At 64.2% G+C, this 18,634-nt stretch carries 18 protein-coding genes; 1 reads left to right on the plus strand and 17 read right to left on the minus strand.

Translation table 11 applies throughout. From position 1 onward, the window contains the following. Positions 1-7: 7 nt before the first annotated feature. The 13 genes from QQL28_RS27675 to QQL28_RS27735 all read right to left on the minus strand — a co-directional run bounded on the left by QQL28_RS27675 (position 8) and on the right by QQL28_RS27735 (position 15,495). On the minus strand, positions 8-1,816 hold the full coding sequence (locus QQL28_RS27675; RefSeq protein ID WP_284270574.1) for an ABC transporter permease subunit: 1,809 nt from the start codon (positions 1,814-1,816) through the stop codon (positions 8-10). A gap of 4 nt (positions 1,817-1,820) precedes the next feature. After that, on the minus strand, positions 1,821-2,915 hold the full coding sequence (locus QQL28_RS27680) for an ABC transporter ATP-binding protein (protein WP_284270575.1): 1,095 nt from the start codon (positions 2,913-2,915) through the stop codon (positions 1,821-1,823). 28 nt (positions 2,916-2,943) lie between these two features. Continuing rightward, positions 2,944-4,029 (minus strand): ABC transporter substrate-binding protein, encoded by a 1,086-nt coding sequence (locus QQL28_RS27685; protein ID WP_284270577.1) that lies wholly within the window; start codon positions 4,027-4,029, stop codon positions 2,944-2,946. 1 nt (position 4,030) lies between these two features. Then, the gene (locus QQL28_RS27690; protein WP_284270578.1) at positions 4,031-5,479 is read right to left on the minus strand and encodes an FAD-binding oxidoreductase; all 1,449 of its coding nucleotides are present in this window, start codon (positions 5,477-5,479) and stop codon (positions 4,031-4,033) included. A gap of 465 nt (positions 5,480-5,944) precedes the next feature. Continuing rightward, positions 5,945-7,741 (minus strand): ABC transporter substrate-binding protein, encoded by a 1,797-nt coding sequence (locus QQL28_RS27695; RefSeq protein ID WP_284270579.1) that lies wholly within the window; start codon positions 7,739-7,741, stop codon positions 5,945-5,947. Positions 7,742-7,814: 73 nt separating this feature from the next. After that, the gene (locus QQL28_RS27700; RefSeq protein ID WP_284270580.1) at positions 7,815-8,144 is read right to left on the minus strand and encodes a DUF2160 domain-containing protein; all 330 of its coding nucleotides are present in this window, start codon (positions 8,142-8,144) and stop codon (positions 7,815-7,817) included. Positions 8,145-8,154: 10 nt separating this feature from the next. Continuing rightward, the gene (locus QQL28_RS27705) at positions 8,155-8,961 is read right to left on the minus strand and encodes a carbohydrate ABC transporter permease (RefSeq protein WP_284270581.1); all 807 of its coding nucleotides are present in this window, start codon (positions 8,959-8,961) and stop codon (positions 8,155-8,157) included. Then, positions 8,961-9,935: a carbohydrate ABC transporter permease gene (locus QQL28_RS27710; protein ID WP_027522784.1), complete on the minus strand. Its 975-nt coding sequence runs from the start codon at positions 9,933-9,935 to the stop codon at positions 8,961-8,963. Before QQL28_RS27710 ends, QQL28_RS27705 begins: the two co-directional genes overlap by 1 nt. After that, positions 9,935-11,020, minus strand: a complete 1,086-nt coding sequence (locus tag QQL28_RS27715; protein ID WP_284270582.1) for an ABC transporter ATP-binding protein — start codon at positions 11,018-11,020, stop codon at positions 9,935-9,937. Before QQL28_RS27715 ends, QQL28_RS27710 begins: the two co-directional genes overlap by 1 nt. Before the next feature lie 15 nt (positions 11,021-11,035). Further along, a complete protein-coding gene (locus QQL28_RS27720) occupies positions 11,036-12,112 on the minus strand; it encodes an ABC transporter ATP-binding protein (protein ID WP_284270583.1) in 1,077 nt (358 codons plus the stop codon). Further along, positions 12,109-13,659: a glycerol-3-phosphate dehydrogenase gene (gene glpD / locus QQL28_RS27725; RefSeq protein WP_284270584.1), complete on the minus strand. Its 1,551-nt coding sequence runs from the start codon at positions 13,657-13,659 to the stop codon at positions 12,109-12,111. Before glpD ends, QQL28_RS27720 begins: the two co-directional genes overlap by 4 nt. 205 nt (positions 13,660-13,864) lie before the next feature. Continuing rightward, positions 13,865-14,716 carry a DeoR/GlpR family DNA-binding transcription regulator gene (locus QQL28_RS27730; protein ID WP_284270585.1) on the minus strand — a complete coding sequence of 284 codons (852 nt, stop codon included), beginning with the start codon at positions 14,714-14,716 and terminating at the stop codon, positions 13,865-13,867. Between the two features lie 104 nt (positions 14,717-14,820). Beyond that, the gene (locus QQL28_RS27735) at positions 14,821-15,495 is read right to left on the minus strand and encodes an HAD family hydrolase (protein WP_284270586.1); all 675 of its coding nucleotides are present in this window, start codon (positions 15,493-15,495) and stop codon (positions 14,821-14,823) included. 157 nt (positions 15,496-15,652) lie between these two features. Between QQL28_RS27735 and QQL28_RS27740 the strand changes: the two genes are divergently transcribed. Continuing rightward, complete coding sequence (locus QQL28_RS27740; protein WP_284270587.1) at positions 15,653-16,102, plus strand: nuclear transport factor 2 family protein; 450 nt, start codon at positions 15,653-15,655, stop codon at positions 16,100-16,102. A gap of 81 nt (positions 16,103-16,183) precedes the next feature. On the opposite strand, the gene QQL28_RS27745 is transcribed toward QQL28_RS27740, so the two are convergent. From QQL28_RS27745 to QQL28_RS27760, 4 genes are all read right to left on the minus strand, one after another. Beyond that, the gene (locus tag QQL28_RS27745; protein WP_284270591.1) at positions 16,184-16,375 is read right to left on the minus strand and encodes a hypothetical protein; all 192 of its coding nucleotides are present in this window, start codon (positions 16,373-16,375) and stop codon (positions 16,184-16,186) included. Positions 16,376-16,569: 194 nt separating this feature from the next. Next, on the minus strand, positions 16,570-16,977 hold the full coding sequence (locus tag QQL28_RS27750) for an acyl-CoA thioesterase (protein ID WP_284270593.1): 408 nt from the start codon (positions 16,975-16,977) through the stop codon (positions 16,570-16,572). Positions 16,978-17,196: 219 nt separating this feature from the next. Beyond that, complete coding sequence (locus QQL28_RS27755) at positions 17,197-17,820, minus strand: flavin reductase family protein (RefSeq protein WP_284270595.1); 624 nt, start codon at positions 17,818-17,820, stop codon at positions 17,197-17,199. Positions 17,821-18,016: 196 nt separating this feature from the next. After that, the gene (locus QQL28_RS27760) at positions 18,017-18,616 is read right to left on the minus strand and encodes a TetR/AcrR family transcriptional regulator (protein WP_284270598.1); all 600 of its coding nucleotides are present in this window, start codon (positions 18,614-18,616) and stop codon (positions 18,017-18,019) included. Between the last annotated feature and the right edge of the window lie 18 nt (positions 18,617-18,634).

Consider the following 18,634-nt stretch of genomic DNA (forward strand, 5'->3'; position numbering starts at 1 on the left):
GGGATGACTACCTTGCGGCAGCGCGCCGACGCAGGCGTTCGGCGACGAAGATCAAGAGTCCCATGAAGATGAACAAGCAGGTGGAGACGGCGGCGATCACCGGCGAGACCTGAAGCGTCACCTCGTCCCAAAACTGCTTTGGCAGCGTGGCGTTGAGGCCGCCGGTCGCGAACAGCGCGATGGTGAGCTCGTCGAAGGAGGTCGCGAAGGCGAACAGGAACGAAGAGAACATGCCCGCGCCGAGAATCGGAAAGGTGATGTGGCGCAGCGTCGCAAAGGGACGTGCGCCAAGGCTTTGCGCGGCCTGGTCGAGCCGCGTGTCGTAGTTGCGGAGCACGGCCATCATGGTCATGACGACGTAGGGCACCGCGACCACGGTATGTCCGAGAACGAGGCCGAAGGCGCTGCCGACGAGGCCGATGCTGGCGAACACGTAGAACATGCCGACCGCGATGATCATGCGCGGCACGACGATCGGCGACAGGATGAAGGCGAGCCAGGCGGCCTTGCCAGGGATGTTGCTCCTCACCAGCAGGAACGCCGCCGGCGTTCCGATCAGCATGGCGAGCCCACCTGTCCCGAGGCCAACCAGCAGCGAGCGCAGGAACGCCTGGGTCCATACCGGCGAATGCAGCACGGTCTCATACCAGTGCAGCGTAAATCCCTGCGGCGGCCAGTTGAGGCCGCCGGTGCCGAACGACAACGGGATCATCAGAAGCGTCGGCGCACTGATGATGACGAGCATGGTCCAGACGAAGGTCTGCAAGCCGAGGCCTGCCTTATCGGGATCGCGGTCGCGACGGCGCGACGGCAGCGCGAGAAGGATGCGATCGGAGATCACGCCGAGCAGCGTCAGCACGGTGTCGCCGATCCTCTGGATCGGCCCGGCGAGGCGCGAGGGCGCCGCGCTGCGCGGCGCTGCCGCCCCCGTCATGGTCGACAGGCCGAGCAGCCGATCGTAGGCCGCAAAGACGATGAGCACGACGATCAGGAGCAGCACGGAGATTGCGCCGGCGAATCCCCAGTTCAGCGTCTGCTGGACCTGGTCGATGATCAATTGCGTGATCATGGTCTCGCGGCGTCCGCCGAGCAGCGCCGGCACGATGAAGAAACCGATCGCGGTGACGAACACCATGATGCCGGCCGCGGCGACGCCGGGCAGCGAGAGCGGAAAATAGATCTTCCAGAACGCCATGCCCGGCCGCGCCCCGAGGGTTGCCGCCGCGCGCGGCAGGTTGCGGTCGATGTTCTCCATCACCGAGAGCATGGTCAGCACGGCAAGCGGCAGCAGCGCATTCACCATGCCGACGAGGACGCTGCCAAAATTATAGAGCAGGCTCGCCGGGCTCGAAATGATGCCGAGCGACAGCAGCAGCTTGTTGATGACGCCATTGCGCCCGAGCAGCACGATCCAGGCGAAGGCGCGCACCAGGAAGCTGGTCCAGAACGACAGCAGCACCCAGAACAGCAACGTCGCCTTGCGCTCCTTGCCGACGACGGAAATCAGGTAGGCGATCGGGTAGCCGGTGACGACGCACACCAGCGTCGTCACCAGCGAGATCTTCAGCGTGATGAGGAGGACGTCGATATAGACGGATGAGGCGAAGAGCTGGCGGTACGGCGCAAGCGTGAATCCGCTGTCGTTGTAGATGCTGAGCAGCAGCAGCTGGCCGACCGGGTAGACCAGGAAGAAGACGAGCAGCAGGACGAGCGGGCCGCCCATCGCGGCCCAGGTCCAGGCCTGCGACCGGGCGCGGAAGCGCGCCGTGGCCCGGAGCTGTCCCGGCTCGATCGCAGGTGCTTTGGCCACTGCCATGGCGTCAGTGTCCCCTGCCGTCGCGGATCGCCACGGCATCCGCGGAATTCCAGCCGAGCGAGACGCGTTGGCCGATCTCGTAAGGCGCCGCGCTCGATCGCGTCGGATAGGCCGCGACCAGCTGCGGCATGTCGGCCTTTTCGGGCGCGATGTAGAGCCGCGTCATGCTGCCGCTGATCATCACGTCGACCAGCCTGCCGGTGAGCTGGCCGTTCGCCGCGTCCGCGACATGGAGGTTTTGGGGGCGGACCATGAGCTTGATCGGCTCGCCGGCCGTGAAGCTCGCGCCGTTGCCGACGGCGCGCGACGGCGCCGTCTGGTCTGCCAGCACGATGTCTAGCCCCTGCGCATCGACCTGCCGGACCGTTGCGCTGAGCAGGTTGGACTCGCCGAGAAAGTCCGCAACGAAGACCGATTGCGGGCGGAAGTAGAGATCCTCCGGCGTGCCGAGCTGCTCGATCGCGCCTGCGTTCATCAGGCAGATGCGATCGGACATGGTCATCGCCTCCTCCTGGTCGTGGGTGACGTAGATGATCGTGGTGCGGAGCTCGCGATGGATGCGCTTGATCTCGAGCTGCATCTGGTCGCGCAGCTTCTTGTCGAGCGCGCCGAGTGGCTCGTCCATCAGGATGATCGCGGGCCGGTAGACGATGCAGCGCGCGAGCGCAATGCGCTGCTGCTGGCCGCCCGAGAGCTCGCGCGGATAGCGTTTTGCGACATGCGGAAGGCGCACCGTCTCCAGTGCCTCCGCGGTGCGCCGGCGCGCGTCGGCATCAGCGACCTTCCGCATCTTCAGCGGAAACGCGATGTTGTCCTCCACCGTCATGTGCGGAAACAGCGCGTAGTTCTGGAACACGACGCCGATGTCCCGATCATAGGCCGGGCTGTGCGTCACATCGGCATCGTCGACCAGGATCTGACCTTCGTCGGGATGCGCAAGGCCCGCGATCAGGCTGAGCAGCGTCGTCTTGCCCGACCCCGAAGGGCCGAGCAGCGTGAGGAATTCCCCCTTCGCGACGTCGAGACTGGTCGGCGCCAGCGCGACGAAGTCGCCATAACGCTTGGTAAGTCCTTTGACGCGCAAGCTCGACGAAGTCATGCCCTGCCCCGATCGCGACGCTGCAGGCTCAAGCCAGGATCCAGCTATTGAAGCGCTCGATGACGGCGGCCTGGTTGTCGTACCAGAACTTCGCATCGATCTTCAGGCCCGCCTTGATGTTGTCCGGATAGGTCGGACAGTTCTTGGCGAGCTCCGGCTTGACGTAGTTGAAGGCCTCCGGCTGCGTGAGGCCGGCGGGGAAATATTCCATCAGCGCCGCCTGGCGCTTCGGATCGGAGGCGAACTTGATGAACTCGCGGCAGGCATCCGCATTCGGCGTGCCGGCGAGGATCGACCAGTTGTCGCCGCCCCAGATGCCCTGGTTCCAGATGATCTCGACCGGTGCGCCGGCCGCCTGTGCGGCCTGCGGACGCGACACCCAGGTCGGCAGCAGGTCGATCTCGCCCGAGGTCAGCATCTGCTCGACCTGCGCGCCGCTCGTCCACCACACCGCGACGGAGGACTTGATCTTGTCGAGCGAGGCAAAGGCCTTGTCGAGATCGCAGGGGTAGACCTGCGCGGTCGGCACGCCCGCGCCCATCAGCGCTTCCTCGATCGTGTCGAACGGATGTTTGCGCACGGCGCGGCGTCCCGGAAACTCCGCCACGTTCCAGAAATCGGCCCAGGACTGCGGCGCCTTGCGGCCCTTGAAGGCGTCCGTGCGGTAGGCCAGCACGGTGGTGTAGACGTTGGTGCCGACGCCGTAGGGCGACATGAATTCGGCCGGAATCGACTTGATGACGGGCTCGGATTCGAGGCCGTGCTTTTCGAGATATTGCTTGCTTCCGGTGGTCAGCAGCAGGATCGCGGGCCAGCTGATCTTGGCCATGTCCCAGGTGTAGTTCTTGGTATCGACCATGGTCTTGATCTGCGCGACCGGCTCGGCATTGGCCTGCACGCCGACCACCTCGATTCCGGTCGCTTCGGTGAACGGACGGTAGAACACCGCACCATAGGCCTTGGTGTAGATGCCACCATCGTCGCGCACGACGATGCGCTTGCCTGCGGCGCGTGAGGGAGACCACACGGCGGGTGCAGCGAGCGCGACGGCTCCGGCGCCCGCAGTGAGAAGCAGGCGGCGGCGGGAGGTGATGATCTTCGGAAGATGGCTCATGTCAGTCCCCTCTGTGTGATGTTGCAATGGATGGTGACGGCAGAACGCGGCCGGGATTGAAGAGATCCTTTGGATCGAAAGCCTGTTTCACGGCGCGCATCAGCGTGAGCTCGACAGGCGGCTTGTAACGGGACATCTCGCCGGTCAGCGTGCGTCCGACCCCGTGCTCGGCGCTGAAGGTGCCGCGCAGCGAGCTTGCGACGTCGTTCATGGCGCGGCGGATTCTTTGCGCGACGGCGTCGCGATCACCGAGCGCGTCCCATTCGGCGAAGGTGAAGAACGGGATCAGATGGATGTTGCCGTCGCCCATGTGGCCGACGATCACGAAGGGCAGATCCGGCACGATGGCGTGCACGGCCGCCATCGCTCCCTCAATGAAGGAAGGTACGGCCGATACCGGCACCGCCGTATCGGAGGTCAGGCCGACGCCGGCCTTCTTGTTGGCTTCCGACACGCTGTGACGCACCAGCCACATCGCCTTGCGCTGCGCCTCGCTCGCCGCGACGACGCCGTCGCTGATGACGCCGTCCTCGAGCGCGCGCTCGAGCACGGCCTGCATCGTGGCCGCAAGCTGTTCCGCGTTGCCGGTGTCGGACAGCTCGACCAGGACGTGCCAGGTGTCGATCCGTTCCACCGGACAGCGGCGGCCCGGCACCTTCTCCAGCACGAGCTCGATCTGCCTGGCGTTCATCAGCTCGAAGGCCGACAGCCGCGAGCTGCAGGCGGCCTGAAACAGGCCAAGCATGTCGAGCGCGCGCTGCGGATCGTCGACGGCGAGCCACGCCACGGCTTCCGCCTTCGGCAGCGGATGCAGCTTCAAGACGGCACCGGTGATGATGCCGAGCGTGCCTTCCGAACCGATGAAGAGATGCTTGAGGTCGTAGCCGGTGTTGTTCTTGCGCAGCGCCGAGAGGCCGTCCCAGATCGAGCCGTCGGGGAGCACGACCTCGAGGCCGAGCACGTTGTCGCGCGTATTGCCGTAGCGCAGCACACCGGTGCCGCCGGCATTGGTGGCGATGTTGCCGCCGATCTGGCAGGAACCCTCGGCGCCGAGGCTCACCGGATAAAGCCGGTCCGCCGCCGCGGCCGTCTCCTGGATGGTGGCGAGCACGCAGCCGGCGTCGACCACCATGGTGTTGTTGACGGGATCGATCGACCTGATGCGGCGCATGCGCGTCAAGAGGATGATGACCGGCGGCTTGGAGAGTTCGGACGGCGTCGCGCCGCCGCACAGGCTGGTGTTGCCGCCCTGCGGCAGCACGGGCGTGCCGTTCTCGACGCAGAGGCGAACGATGGAAGCGACCTGCTCGGTATTCGCCGGAAGCACGGCACACAGCGCCGGGGCGCGAAATCGACCGCGCCAATCCTCGGTGATCCCAGCGAGGTCCTGCTCGCGAGTCAGCACGGCCGTGTCGCCCAGCAAGCGCTTGAACGCCCCGATCAATGCCATCAATCGGCCTCCCGGATGGGACCGCCAGTGGTCCCGACCGCCTGTTTGATTTCAATTGCTATGCGATTACTTCAATCGCATTATGCTGATAATGGATTTGAGACTGGGCGGAGTCAAGCGGGGCGCGCACAGGAATGGTGCGGGTCACGATGTCGCCCTTGCGAAAGCGGCAGACCGCTGCTCTCGGTGGATGTGGTTGAATGCCGATTTAGACCCAGCGTTGCGTGACAATGCAGGCTGGTTATGGCGCTCGCTATGACGTTGGAGATGGATTTGGCCCAACCACCTCGTCATTGCGAGGAGCGAAAGCGACGACGCAATCCAGAGTGTCTCAGCGGAGGGACTCTGGAGTGCTTCGCTGCGCTCGCAATGACCGTGTAAATGCAGCGTGCAGTCGAGCAAAAGAAAAAAGGCCGGGATCGCTCCCGGCCTTTCGGTCTTGCGGATGGCGTGGGCTGGTACGCCTTACTTCACTTCTGCGCGCTTGGGCGGGGTGGCCGGCCACGACTTGATCAGCGTGTCGTAGTCGACCGTTTCGCCCTTCGGCTTCTCGTTGGCGAGCTTGCGCTGGGGCGCGATGGTGCCGTCCTTCTCGGCCTTCGCGAACCAGTGCTCGGCCGACTCCTTCTTGTGGAGCTTCGGACCGCAGGCTCCCTGTACGCCGGACTTCTCAAGACGCTCCATGACGGCGTCCTGGGCAGCAGCGAGCGAGTCCATCGCGGCCTGCGCCGTCTTGGCACCCGACGACGCATCGCCGATGTTCTGCCACCAGAGCTGCGCGAGCTTCGGATAGTCAGGCACGTTGTTGCCGGTCGGGGTCCACTGCACGCGGGCGGGCGAGCGGTAGAACTCGATCAGACCGCCGAGCTTCGGCGCACGCTCGGTGAACGACTTGTCCCAGATGTCGGATTCACGGATGAAGGTGAGACCGACATGGCTCTTCTTCAGAGATACCGTCTTGGAGACGATGAACTGGAGATAGAGCCAGGCCGCCTTGCGGCGGTCAGCCGGAGTCGATTTCAGGAGCGTCGCCGAACCGGCGTCCTGGTAGCCGAGCTTCATGCCTTCCTTCCAGTACGAGCCGTGCGGCGAGGGCGCCATACGCCACTTCGGCGTACCGTCCGCGTTCATCACGGCGATGCCCGGCTTCACCATGTCGGCGGTGAAGGCGGTGTACCAGAAGATCTGCTGGGCGATGTTGCCCTGCGCCGGCACCGGACCGGACTCTGAGAAGGTCATGCCCTGGGCCTGCGGCGGAGCATACTTCTTCAGCCACTCAAGATACTTCGTGATGGCGTAGACCGAGGCCGGACCGTTGGTGTCGCCACCGCGATCGACGCTCGAGCCGACTGGACGGCAGCCTTCCATGCGGATGCCCCATTCGTCGACCGGCAGACCGTTCGGAATGCCCTTGTCACCGTTGCCGGCCATCGAGAGCCAGGCGTCGGTGAAACGCCATCCGAGCGAAGGGTCCTTCTTGCCATAGTCCATATGGCCGTAGACCTTGACGCCGTTGATCTCCTTGATGTCGTTGGTGAAGAACTCGGCGATGTCTTCATAGGCGGACCAGTTCACGGGCACGCCGAGCTCGTAGCCATACTTGGCCTTGAACTTGGCCTTGTAGTCCGGGTTGGTGAACCAGTCGTAGCGGAACCAGTAGAGGTTCGCGAACTGCTGGTCGGGCAGCTGATAGAGCTTGCCGTCGGGCGCCGTGCCGAACGACTTGCCGATGAAGTCGTCGACGTCGAGCATCGGATCGGTGACGTCCTTGCCCTCGCCCTTCATGTAGTCCGAAAGGACGATGGTCTGACCGTAGCGGAAGTGCGTGCCGATCAGGTCGGAGTCGTTGATCCAGCCGTCATAGACGTTCTTGCCCGACTGCATCTGGGTCTGAAGCTTCTCGACGACGTCACCTTCCTGGATGATGTCGTGCTTGAGCTTGATGCCGGTGAGCTCGGTGAACGCCTTGGCGAGCGTCTGCGACTCGTATTCGTGAGTCGTGATCGTCTCCGAGACGACGTTGATTTCCATGCCCTTGAAGGGTTCGGCGGCCTTGGCGTACCACTCGAGCTCCTTCTTCTGGTCGTCCTTCGACAGGGTCGAGGGCTGGAATTCCGCGATCCACTTCTGGATCGTGGCGTCATCGGCGGCGCGAACCGGCGCCGAGGTCGAGAATGCAGCCGCAATGATAGCCGCGGCACTAGATACCGTCAGAAAGCTGATCTTGGTCAATGGACCTTTCCTTCTCCTAAACTGTCGCATGTTGTTCCTCCGTTGCAGCGACAAACTCTAAACAGGCCCGGGTTGGCCCCGGATCTGGTCTTCTTCGCGAGCTTCAGACCGTGCGGAATATGAGCGCGGCCGTGACAAGCGAAGTTCCTGATGCGAGCCACAGGCTCGACAGCTCAAACCCCTCCTCGCCGATCGGCAGCGTGCCGATCGTGTCGGTCCCGACGAGGCCGATCCATGCGAGATGGATGACGGCGGCCGCGATCAGCGAGATGAACAGGCGATCGCCGCGCGTGGTCGGAATGCGCAGGACGCCGACGCGCTCCGCCTCGGGATAGACCGCGGCCAGATACGTCATCACCGCGAGCGTGCAGGCGAGCGCGGCGAAGAAGATCGCGGTCGGTATCGTCCAGGCCATCCATGCGATCGATTCCATGGTCGCCTCCTTACACGCGGCCGAGCGCGAAGCCGCGCGCGATATAGTTGCGGACGAACCAGATCACGAGCGCGCCCGGAATGATGGTGAGCACGCCGGCGGCCGCGAGCAGCCCCCAGTCCATGCCCGCCGCGGACACCGTACGCGTCATGATCGCCGCGATCGGCTTGGCCTGCACCGAGGTCAGCGTGCGCGCGAGCAGGAGCTCGACCCACGAGAACATGAAGCAGAAGAAGGCCGCGACGCCGATGCCGCTCGCGATCAGCGGGATCAGGATCTTAACGAAGAAACGCGGGAAGGAATAACCGTCGAGGAACGCGGTCTCGTCGATCTCGCGCGGCACGCCGGAGACGAAGCCTTCGAGGATCCACACCGCGAGCGGCACGTTGAAGATGCAGTGCGCGAGCGCAACCGCCCAGGGCGTATCGAACAGGCCGATCGCCGAGTAGAGGTTGAAGAACGGCAGCGCGTAGACCGCGGCCGGCGCCATGCGGTTCGACAGCAGCCAGAAGAACAGGTGCTTGTCGCCGAGGAAGCGGTAGCGCGAGAAGGCGTAGGCCGCCGGCAGCGCCACCGTGATCGAGATGATGGTGTTGAGGACGACGTATTCCAGCGAGTTGATGTAGCCGGAATACCAGCTCTCGTCGGTGAAGATGCGCTTGTAGTGCTGCAGCGTCGGGGTATGGGGCCACAGCGTCATTGTCGTGACGATCTCGCTGTTGGTCTTGAAGCTCATGTTGACGAGCCAGTAGATCGGCAGCAGCAGGAAGATCAGGAACAGCGCCATGATGACGCGTCGGCCGGGGATCGAGTGCATCAGGCCACTCCTTCCTTGGGCTGGAGCGCGTGGGCGGGCTGAAGCGCGCCGGCGGGCTTGAGCTCCGCCGCGGGCTCTTTCTCTGCCTGCGTCTTGCGCTCGACACCGGCGTTGGTCATCACGGTGTAGAACACCCAGCAGACGATCAGGATGATCAGGTTGTAGACCAGCGACAGGGCCGCGGCCTTACCGAGGTCGAACTGGCCGAGCGCGATCTTGACGAGCTCGATCGAGACGAAGGTCGTGGAGTTGCCGGGGCCGCCGCCGGTGACGACGAACGGCTCGGTGTAGATCATGAAGCTGTCCATGAAGCGCAGCAGCACCGCGATCAGCAGCACGCGATTCATCTTCGGAAGCTGGATCGCGGTGAACACTGCCCAGCGGGAGGCGCCGTCGATCTGTGCCGCCTGGTAATAGGCGTCGGGGATAGACTTCAGGCCGGCGTAGCACAGCAGCGCAACCAGGCTGGTCCAGTGCCAGACGTCCATGACGATGACGGTGACCCAGGCGTCGATTTCGTTCGAGACGTAGTTGTAGTTGATCCCCAGGCTGTTCAGCGTGTAGCCGAGCAGGCCGATATCGGGACGGCCGAAGATTTGCCAGATCGTGCCGACGACGTTCCACGGAATCAGCAGCGGCAGCGCGAGGATCACGAGGCAGGCCGCCACCGTCCAGCCCTCGCGCGGCATCGACAGCGCGATGACGATGCCGAGCGGCACCTCGATCGCGAGGATGACGAGCGAGAAGAACAGGTTGCGGCCGAGCGAAGCCAGGAAGCGTCCGCCGAGATCGGTCGAGGGATCGAGCAATTCCTTGAACCAGCCGACACCGTTCCAGAAGAACTGGTTGTTGCCGAAGGTGTCCTGCATCGAATAGTTCACCACGGTCATCAGCGGGATCACCGCGGAGAAGGCGACGACCAGGAACACCGGCAGGACCAGGAACCAGGCTTTTTGATTGATGGTCTTGTCCATCAGACGGCTCCCTCCACCAGAAGGCTGTCCGCATAGACGTGGACATGGGACGGATCGAATTTCAGCCCGGCGGAACCGTCGGAGCTGGTGAAGCCGCCCGGCGCGCGGGCAGCGAGCTTGGCATCGCCGACGCGCACGCGGGCGAAGCGGATGCGGCCGAGATCATCGATCCGGTCGATCTTCGAGGTGAGCAGCCCCGGCGCCGGCGCGACCACGTCGACGAATTCCGGACGCACGCCGATCTCGATCTTGGCCCCGGCGGGCAGATGGTCGTAGCTGCGGTTGAGCGCGATGACGTGGCCGTCGATCCGCGCCTCGCGGCCCCTGACCTCCGCCGGCAGGATGTTCATGCCGGGCGAGCCGATGAAGTAGCCGACGAAGGTATGCGCCGGCTTGTCGAACAGCTCGGCCGGCGTGCCGCTCTGCACCACGCGGCCGTCATGCATCACCACCACGGTGTCGGCGAAGGTCAGCGCCTCGGTCTGGTCGTGGGTGACGTAGATCATCGTGAGGTCGAGTTCGCGATGCAGCGCCTTCAGCTTCGAGCGGAGCTGCCATTTCAGCTCGGGATCGATCACCGTCAGCGGCTCGTCGAACAGCACGGCGGCGACGTCGTTGCGCACGAGGCCCCGGCCGAGCGAGATCTTCTGCTTGGCATCGGCCGTGAGCCGCGTCGCCTTGCGGTTCAGATAGGGCTCGAGGTCGAGCAGGCGGCCGATCTGGGTCACGCGCTTGTCGATATCGGCCTTCGGCACGCCGCGGTTCTTCAGCGGAAACGCCAGGTTCTCCCCCACCGTCATGGTGTCGTAGATAACCGGAAACTGGAACACCTGGGCGATGTTGCGCTTCTGGGTTGACAGCGGTGTGATGTCCTTGCCGTCGAACAGGATCTTTCCGCGCGAGGGCGTGATGATGCCGGAGATGACGTTGAGCAGCGTGGTCTTGCCGCAACCCGACGGCCCGAGCAGCGCATAGGCGCCGCCCTGTCGCCAGGTCATGGTCACCGGCTTCAGCGCAAAGCTTTCCTGGGCGGCATCATTGCCGCCGTAGGAGTGCGCGAGATCGACGAGGTCAATGCGGGCCATATCGCATCTCCTCCCTTACGCGCCGGGCGCGGCGACCAGGCGGTCGGCCGCGTCGAACACGAAGACATCCTGCGGATCGAGCACGGCGTCGAGCGTCTGGCCGGGCTCGAACTCGTGCACGCCGTGCAGCACCGCAACCCAGTTCGATCCGTCGCGGGTCAAATGCACGAAACTCTCCGAACCGGTGATCTCGGTCACCGTCACTGTGGCGTGGAAGGCGTGGCGATCGGTCTGGCCATTGGCGAGCCCGAGCTGGTGGGCACGGAAGCCGACGCGATAAGGTCCGTCGGCGAGTCCGGCATAGAGGCCGGAGGCCGGCGCCGAGCTGCCGCCGGCATAGGCGACCTGCCCGTTCTTCTTCTCGATGCCGACCAGATTGAGCGGAGGATCGGAGAAGACCTGCGCAACGCGCAGCGTCTGCGGACGGCGGTAGACGTTGGAGGTCACGCCCATCTGGAGCGCGCGCCCCTCCCACATGCAGACGGTGTTGCCGCCGAGCAGCAGCGCTTCGGACGGCTCGGTCGTCGCATAGACGAAGATCGAGCCCGCGGCCTCGAAGATCCGCGGCAATTCTGCACGCAGCTCCTCGCGGAGCTTGTAGTCGAGATTGGCGAGCGGTTCGTCGAGCAGCACGAGATCGGCGCCCTTCACGAGCGCGCGCGCAATCGCGGTGCGCTGCTGCTGGCCGCCGGAGAGCTGGAGCGGCGTGCGCTTCAGGAAAGGCTCGAGCCGCAGCAGCTTTGCGGCCTCAGCGACGCGCTTCTCGATCTCCTCGCGCGGCTTGCCCTGCACGCGCAGCGGCGAGGCGATGTTCTCATAGACCGTGAGCGAGGGGTAGTTGATGAACTGCTGGTAGACCATCGCGACCGAGCGCTGGCGCACGTCGATGCCGGTGACGTCCTTGCCGTTGACCAGCACCCTGCCGGCGGTCGGCTTGTCCAGGCCCGCGAGCAGCCGCATGATCGAGGTCTTGCCCGACAGCGTCGGTCCGAGCAGCACGTTGAGCGTGCCGCCCTCGAGCGTCAGCGAGACGTCGCTGATGTGCGGAATACCGTCCACAGAACGGCTGACGTGATCCAGTGTGACGGTCATGAGCGTCCTCCTGCTTCGAGCAGGGGACTTTGCGACACGGCATGGCTGGCGATCCAGTCGTCAAGTGCCGCGATCTGGTCGGCACTTAGTCGCAGGCCAAGCTTGGAGCGCCGCCAGACGATATCCTCGGCGGTCACCGCCCATTCGTTGTTCATGAGATAGCGCACCTCGCGTTCCGTCAGCGTCGCGCCGAAGGACTGGCCGAGATCGGCCGCCGACTTGGCGTCGCCCAGCAGCTTGATGGCGCGGGTGCCATAGGCTCGGGCCAGGCGACGGGCATGCTCGACGGTAAGGAACGGATAGCCGCGCTGGAGGTCCGCGATCAGGGTGTCGATGGCCGACACGTCCATGTCGCCGCCGGGCAGCGGCCATTTGCCGGTCCAGCCCTCACGCGCCTTGGCACTACGCAGGTAAGGCGCGAGACGCTCGAGCGCTTCCTCGGCCAGGCGGCGGTAGGTCGTGATCTTGCCGCCATAGATCGAGAGCAGCGGCACCCCGCCGGGCGTGTCGAGCTCGAACACGTAGTCGCGGGTCGCGGCCTTGGCTTCGCTGGCGCCGTCGTCATAGAGCGGGCGCACGCCGGAATAGGTCCAGACCACGTCCTCGGGCTTCACGGGCTTTGCAAGATATTCGCTGGCGGCGGTGCAGAGATACTGGATCTCTTCCGGCGTCGCCTTCACCTTTGCGGGGTCGCCGTCATAGTCGCGGTCGGTGGTCCCGATCAGCGTGAAGTCATCCTGGTAGGGAATGACGAAGATGATGCGGCCGTCCGCATTCTGGAACATGTAGGCGCGGTCGTGGTCGTAGAGCTTCTTCACGACGATGTGCGAGCCCTGCACCAGGCGGACCTTTGCCTTGGCGTTCACGCCGGCGCCGCGGCCCAGCACGTCTTCCACCCAGGGACCGCCCGCATTGATCAGCGCGCGGGCGCGGATGGTCGAGCGCGCGCCGGTGATGGTGTCGACCATGCTGACGGTCCAGACGCCGTCGGACTGGCGGATCTCGGTGGCGCGCGTGCGGGTGCGGATCTCGGCGCCCTTGTCGGCCGCATCGCGCGCGTTGAGCACGACGAGGCGGGCGTCGTCGACGAAGCAGTCGGAATATTCGAAGGCGCGTGAATAGCGGTTCGGGATCAGCGGACGGCCGACTTCATCCTTGGTCAGGTCGACCGAACGGGTCGCGGGCAATAGATGGCGGCCGCCAATGTGATCGTAGAGGAAGAGGCCAAGGCGGAGCAGCCAGGCCGGGCGCAGGCCGGCGTGATGCGGCAAAACGAAACGCAGGGGACGGATGATATGGGGCGCGACGCCCCAGAGGATCTCGCGCTCGATCAGCGCCTCGCGGACCAGGCGGAATTCGTAATATTCGAGATAGCGCAGGCCGCCATGTACGAGCTTGGTCGACCAGGACGAGGTCCCGCTCGCCAAATCGTTCATTTCGCACAGGAAAACCGTGTTGCCCCGGCCGACCGCATCGCGCGCGATGCCGCAACCGTTAACACCGCCTCCAATAATGGCGAGGTCGAAAATACGCTCCAACAGACGCATCCCCCGGCGATCACCCATTCACTTGGGCGATTTTGCTTTCGGTTTCGATTAGAACACAACGCAAAACGAAAGCAATACGAAAGCGACCGAAATTGGAACTTTTTTCGTGGGCAAAATGCAGATTTTTGATGGGCAGTTGGACCAATCCGTAGGCACGGCTGTTCGCCGGCCCCTTGGAGCGCGCTACACGAACGGCGCGGAGTGGCTACCTCAGCCTGACGACGGGCGCGGCTTCCGGCGCAGAGTCCTGCGTGGGTTCCGTCGCTGCATCATCGATATCGCCGCCCGCCTTCGGCATCGCCTCGACCACTTCGATGCCCTTGCTGTGGCAAATCGTGGCGAGGCGCTCGGGCAGTTCCTGGTCGGTGACGAAGGTCTGGATCTGGCTGATATGGGCGATGCGGACCGGCGCGCTGCGCCTCAGCTTCGTGGAGTCGGCGACCAGCATGACGCTGCGCGCATTCGCAATGATCGCCTGCGCGACCTGCACCTCGCGATAGTCGAAGTCGAGCAGCGCGCCCTCCTCATCGATCGCGGAGGCGCCGATGATGGCGTAGTCGACCTTGAACTGGCCGATCAGCTGTGTCGCGGTCGAACCGACCACCGCGCCGTCGGCGCGCCGGACCGTGCCGCCGGCGACCACCACCTCGATGCGAGGATGGCGATAGAGCAACATCGCGACGTTGAGATTGTTGGTGATGACGAGCAGGTCCTCGTGCGAGGTCAGCGCGCTTGCGACCTCCTCCGTCGTGGTGCCGATGTTGATGAACAGCGAGCAGCCGTTCGGAATCAGTGAGGCGGCCGCAGCGCCGATCGCCTTCTTCTCGTCGGCGGCAACGAAGCGCCGCGCCTCGTAGGCGAGATTTTCGACGCCCGAGGCGATGATGGCGCCGCCATGGATGCGGGTCAGCGAGCGGCGTTCGCAGAGATCGTTGAGATCTTTCCGGATGGTCTGCGCCGACACCTCGAAACGGCGCGCGAGTTCCTCGACCATAACCCGGCCCGAGGCGCGGGCGATGTTGAGGATTTCGGCCTGGCGATGGGTCAATCCGGTCACGGGCGGCAACCTCATATCAGAGCTTGGCATGGTGCGGCGGTTCGACGCCGAGGTCAACGAGAGAGCACGGTAAAGTTAACGAACAGCGCGCCGGCGCCCTGCCCTCACCACCTCATGGCAGCCGCGACCAGCTTCATCAACGCGTCGTCATCGTAAGCCCTGGCCGAGGCGACGGCGCCGGCAGCAACCAGATCGTCGTGACTGAGCGAGGTCCGCATGCCGATCGTGGGGATGCCTGCGGCCGTGGCCGATTGAATTCCGGAGCGGGAATCCTCGAACGCGATCGAGGCATGGGCGGCGGCGCCGGCGAAGCGCAGCCCTTCGAGATAGGGCAGCGGATGCGGCTTGCCGTGCGGCAGTTCGTCGCCGATCACGATCGCCTTGAAGCGATCCACGATGCCGAGACCCGACAGCAGCATCTCCGCGTTCAGCCGCGGAGCATTGGTGACGGCGACCATGGGAATGCCCGTCGCGTCCGCCTTGTCGAGCAGCGCCATCAGGCCCGGCACCGGCTTGATCTGGCCGACGACCAGCGTGCGGAAGATCTGCTCCTTCTCGTCGAGGATGGCTGCGCGGGCTTCGAGCGATTCCCGCGGCAGGAACCGCTCGCCGATCGACGCATTGGAGAAACCTTGCAGCTCCTTCGAAAACCGGGCGTGGTCGAACAGATGACCGCGCGGGCCAAACACCTGGTTGAACGCCTCGCGATGCAGCGCGTCGGTATCGGCGAGCGTGCCGTCGATATCGAACAGCAGCGCCTGGCCCGTGGCTTGCGACATTTCAAATGATTCCTTTCCGTCGGGACGCACCAATAGCGGAGAAAAACGCATTCGTCATTCGAGGCTCGCGCTTCGCAGCTCGGAACGGCGAAAGACGGTGCTCGACAAAATCAAGCGTGGCTGCGACACTACCTGCAAGAGCAAAAAGGAGGAAACGATGACCATCAATCGGCGCGAACTGGCCGTCTCGGCCCTTGTACTGGCAGCTCTCGGCGCGGCTCCCGCGCGCGCCGCCTCAGTGGAGGAAGAGGCGGTCGCGAAAAAGGTCGAGGCTTTTCGTCTCGCCCAGATCGCTGCGAATCCGGAGGCGCTCGGCGCGCTCTGCGCGGACGAATTGAGCTACAGCCATTCCAGCGGCAAGGTCGAGGACAAGGCGACCTTCATCACGAACGCCACGGATGGGAAATCGAAATTCCTGTCGATCGAGTACAAGGATCCGACCATCAAGGTCGTCGGCCCCGCCGCGATCGTGCGCTTCCACTGGATCGCCGAGCAGGAGATGGCGGCCGATGGGAAAAAAGTGCCGACCAACCTTCACATCCTGATGAACTGGCAGAAGCAGGGCGACGACTGGAAGCTGCTGTCGCGCGCAGCGACGAAGTTGTGATCTCACATGTCATTCCGGGGCGCGCCGCAAGGCGCGAACCCGGAATGACTAGCAGCCTTAACGCTCACTAAGCGCGACCAATCACGCCGCTTCTCTCAAATCGCCATTCACGAGGCGTCGCGCTGCGCGTTCGGCTTCGCGGGCGTTGCGGAAGATCTGGCCTTCGAGGCGATTGAAGCGGTGGGAGGAAGCGAAGAAGCAATATCCTTCCGGGTTGCGTACGACGATACCTGCGGTCTGCGAATTGACTTCGATGATGTAGCTGTCCGGCATTGCCCGTGATTCCTCAGTGCGGGCGAATAACGGTACTCCTGCCCAAAGGTTCCTATGGGCATTGCGGCCGTTTCCACCCCGAATCGACACGCAATGGAATACGCTGCGACCTCATCCGTTTTGTGACTTGTTCTTGGCGAAGCCGCGACATCCGCGGCGCACGATCACCACATGCGTTAAGGCGCCGCGCGCGCTTACGTCGCGATCGGCGGGGTGCGGTCGACGGTCTGCGGGCGACCATGATCGTCGATCGAGACATAGGTGAAGTTGCCGTCGGTGACGAGGAACGGATGCTGTTCTCCGCGGCGCAGCGCCCAGGCTTCGAGACGCACGGTGAGCGAGGTGCGCCCCACGCGCACGAGCGTGGCGTAGACCGAGACGAGATCGCCGACATAAACCGCTTTACGAAAATTCATCGCCTCGATCGCGACCGTCACGGTGCGCGACTTCGCGACCTTCGAGGCGAACACGCCGCCGCCGACGTCCATCTGGCTGAGCAGCCAGCCGCCGAAGATGTCGCCGTTGGCGTTGGTGTCGGCGGGCATCGCAAGCGTGCGGATGCAGAGATCGCCGCGCGGTTCGGTTTCGGTCTGTTCGGTCATGCGTCTCTCGTCTGAAGGTTACCAAGCTTTCGCGTGCAGCAAGCTTAGCCGAAAGGCCGGTCAGCAACACCGTCATTCCGGGGCGCGCGAAGCGGCGAGCCCGGAATCCATTCATCGGCAGTCTCTGCGGCCCGATGGATTCTCAGATGCGCAATTGCGCATCATAGCTCGCGCTATCGCGCGCCCCGGAATGACAATGCGGAGAGAGGTGAGATCAGGTCAATCCGGCCGGATCATCTCGAACATGTTTTCCGGCTTGATCTCAAAATAGTCGCCGCGCCGGCCCGCGCGGACGATCGGACGGGTCGCAGCCGTCTGGTAGACACCGTCCTTGATGAAGGCCTTGTCGATATGGACGGCGACGACCTCACCCAGCGTCAGCCAGGCATCGGCCTCCTTGCCGTCGGCGCCCTTGAGGCGGACGATGTCGGACACCCTGCATTCGAACGCGACCGGGCTCTCGCCGACGCGCGGCACGTTGACGAGCCTGCCAGGCACGGCGGTGAGCCCCGCGACCTTGAACTCGTCAACCTCGGGCGCGACATGGGCCGCCGTCGCGTTCATCTGCTTCGCCAGATCCATGGTGGCAAGATTCCAGACGAACTCTCTCGTCGCTTCGATATTGCCGACGGTGTCCTTCCAGTTGGTGGAGGAGAAGCCGATGATCGGCGGGGTGTAGCAGAAGGCGTTGAAGAAGCTGTAGGGCGCGAGGTTGACGTGGCCCTTCGTGTCACGCGAGGAGATCCAGCCGATCGGCCGCGGCGCGATGATGGCGTTGAAGGGATCGTGCTTGAGGCCGTGGCCCTTGGCCGGCTCGTAGAAGTGCAGGTCTTTGTCGTTCACGCGCTTGTTTCTCCGCATTCGTCATTGCGAGCGAAGCGAAGCAATCCAGAATCCCTCCGTGGACAGACTCTGGATTGCTTCGCTTCGCTCGCAATGACGGAGTATGTTGATCTGTCCTGTACGACCATTGACTCGTCATTCCGGGGTCGGTCCTGCGGGCCACCTCGGAATGACGACCAACTCGCTTATAGGGGCGTCAGTGGCGCGGCGACAGGCCCGCGATGACGAAATCGATCATCTGATCGATGGTCGGGCCCGGCTTGGTGGCGCATTGGGCGATCATCTGGGGGTGGAAAAAGCGCATCATCGCGGTGCAGGCGCAGAGCGAGGCCAGTTGCAGGTCCGGCGCCTCGAACTCGCCGGAGGCGACACCTTGCGCAATCATCTGGCCGATGATCGCTGCGATACACTCCATATGGGCGACGCAGACGTCCCAGTCCTCCTGCATCGCGATCTCGACCATCTCATGCAGCTTGGAATCACCGACATAGCGCTCGGTGTTCATGCGATGGATGGTGGTCAGGAGTTGCCGGAAGCGGTCGCGCACCGGACCCGGCCCGGCCACGATCCGCTGCGCTTCCAGCTCGACCTCGCCCATCAGCCCCCGCGCCACCGCCTGATGAATCGCCTTCTTCGATTCGAAGAAGCGATAGACGTTGGCCGGGCTCATCCGGAGCTCTTTGGCGATGTCGCCGACAGTGGTCTTCTGATAGCCGATCTGGCGGAACAGCCGCTCGGCCACCTCGAGAATGCGCTCGCGGGTGTCGCCTTCGATATGTTCCGAAACCAGTGTCATCTGTCAGGACTCGTCAAC

The sequence above is a fragment of the Bradyrhizobium iriomotense genome, assembly GCF_030160715.1.
GTDB lineage: Bacteria > Pseudomonadota > Alphaproteobacteria > Rhizobiales > Xanthobacteraceae > Bradyrhizobium > Bradyrhizobium iriomotense.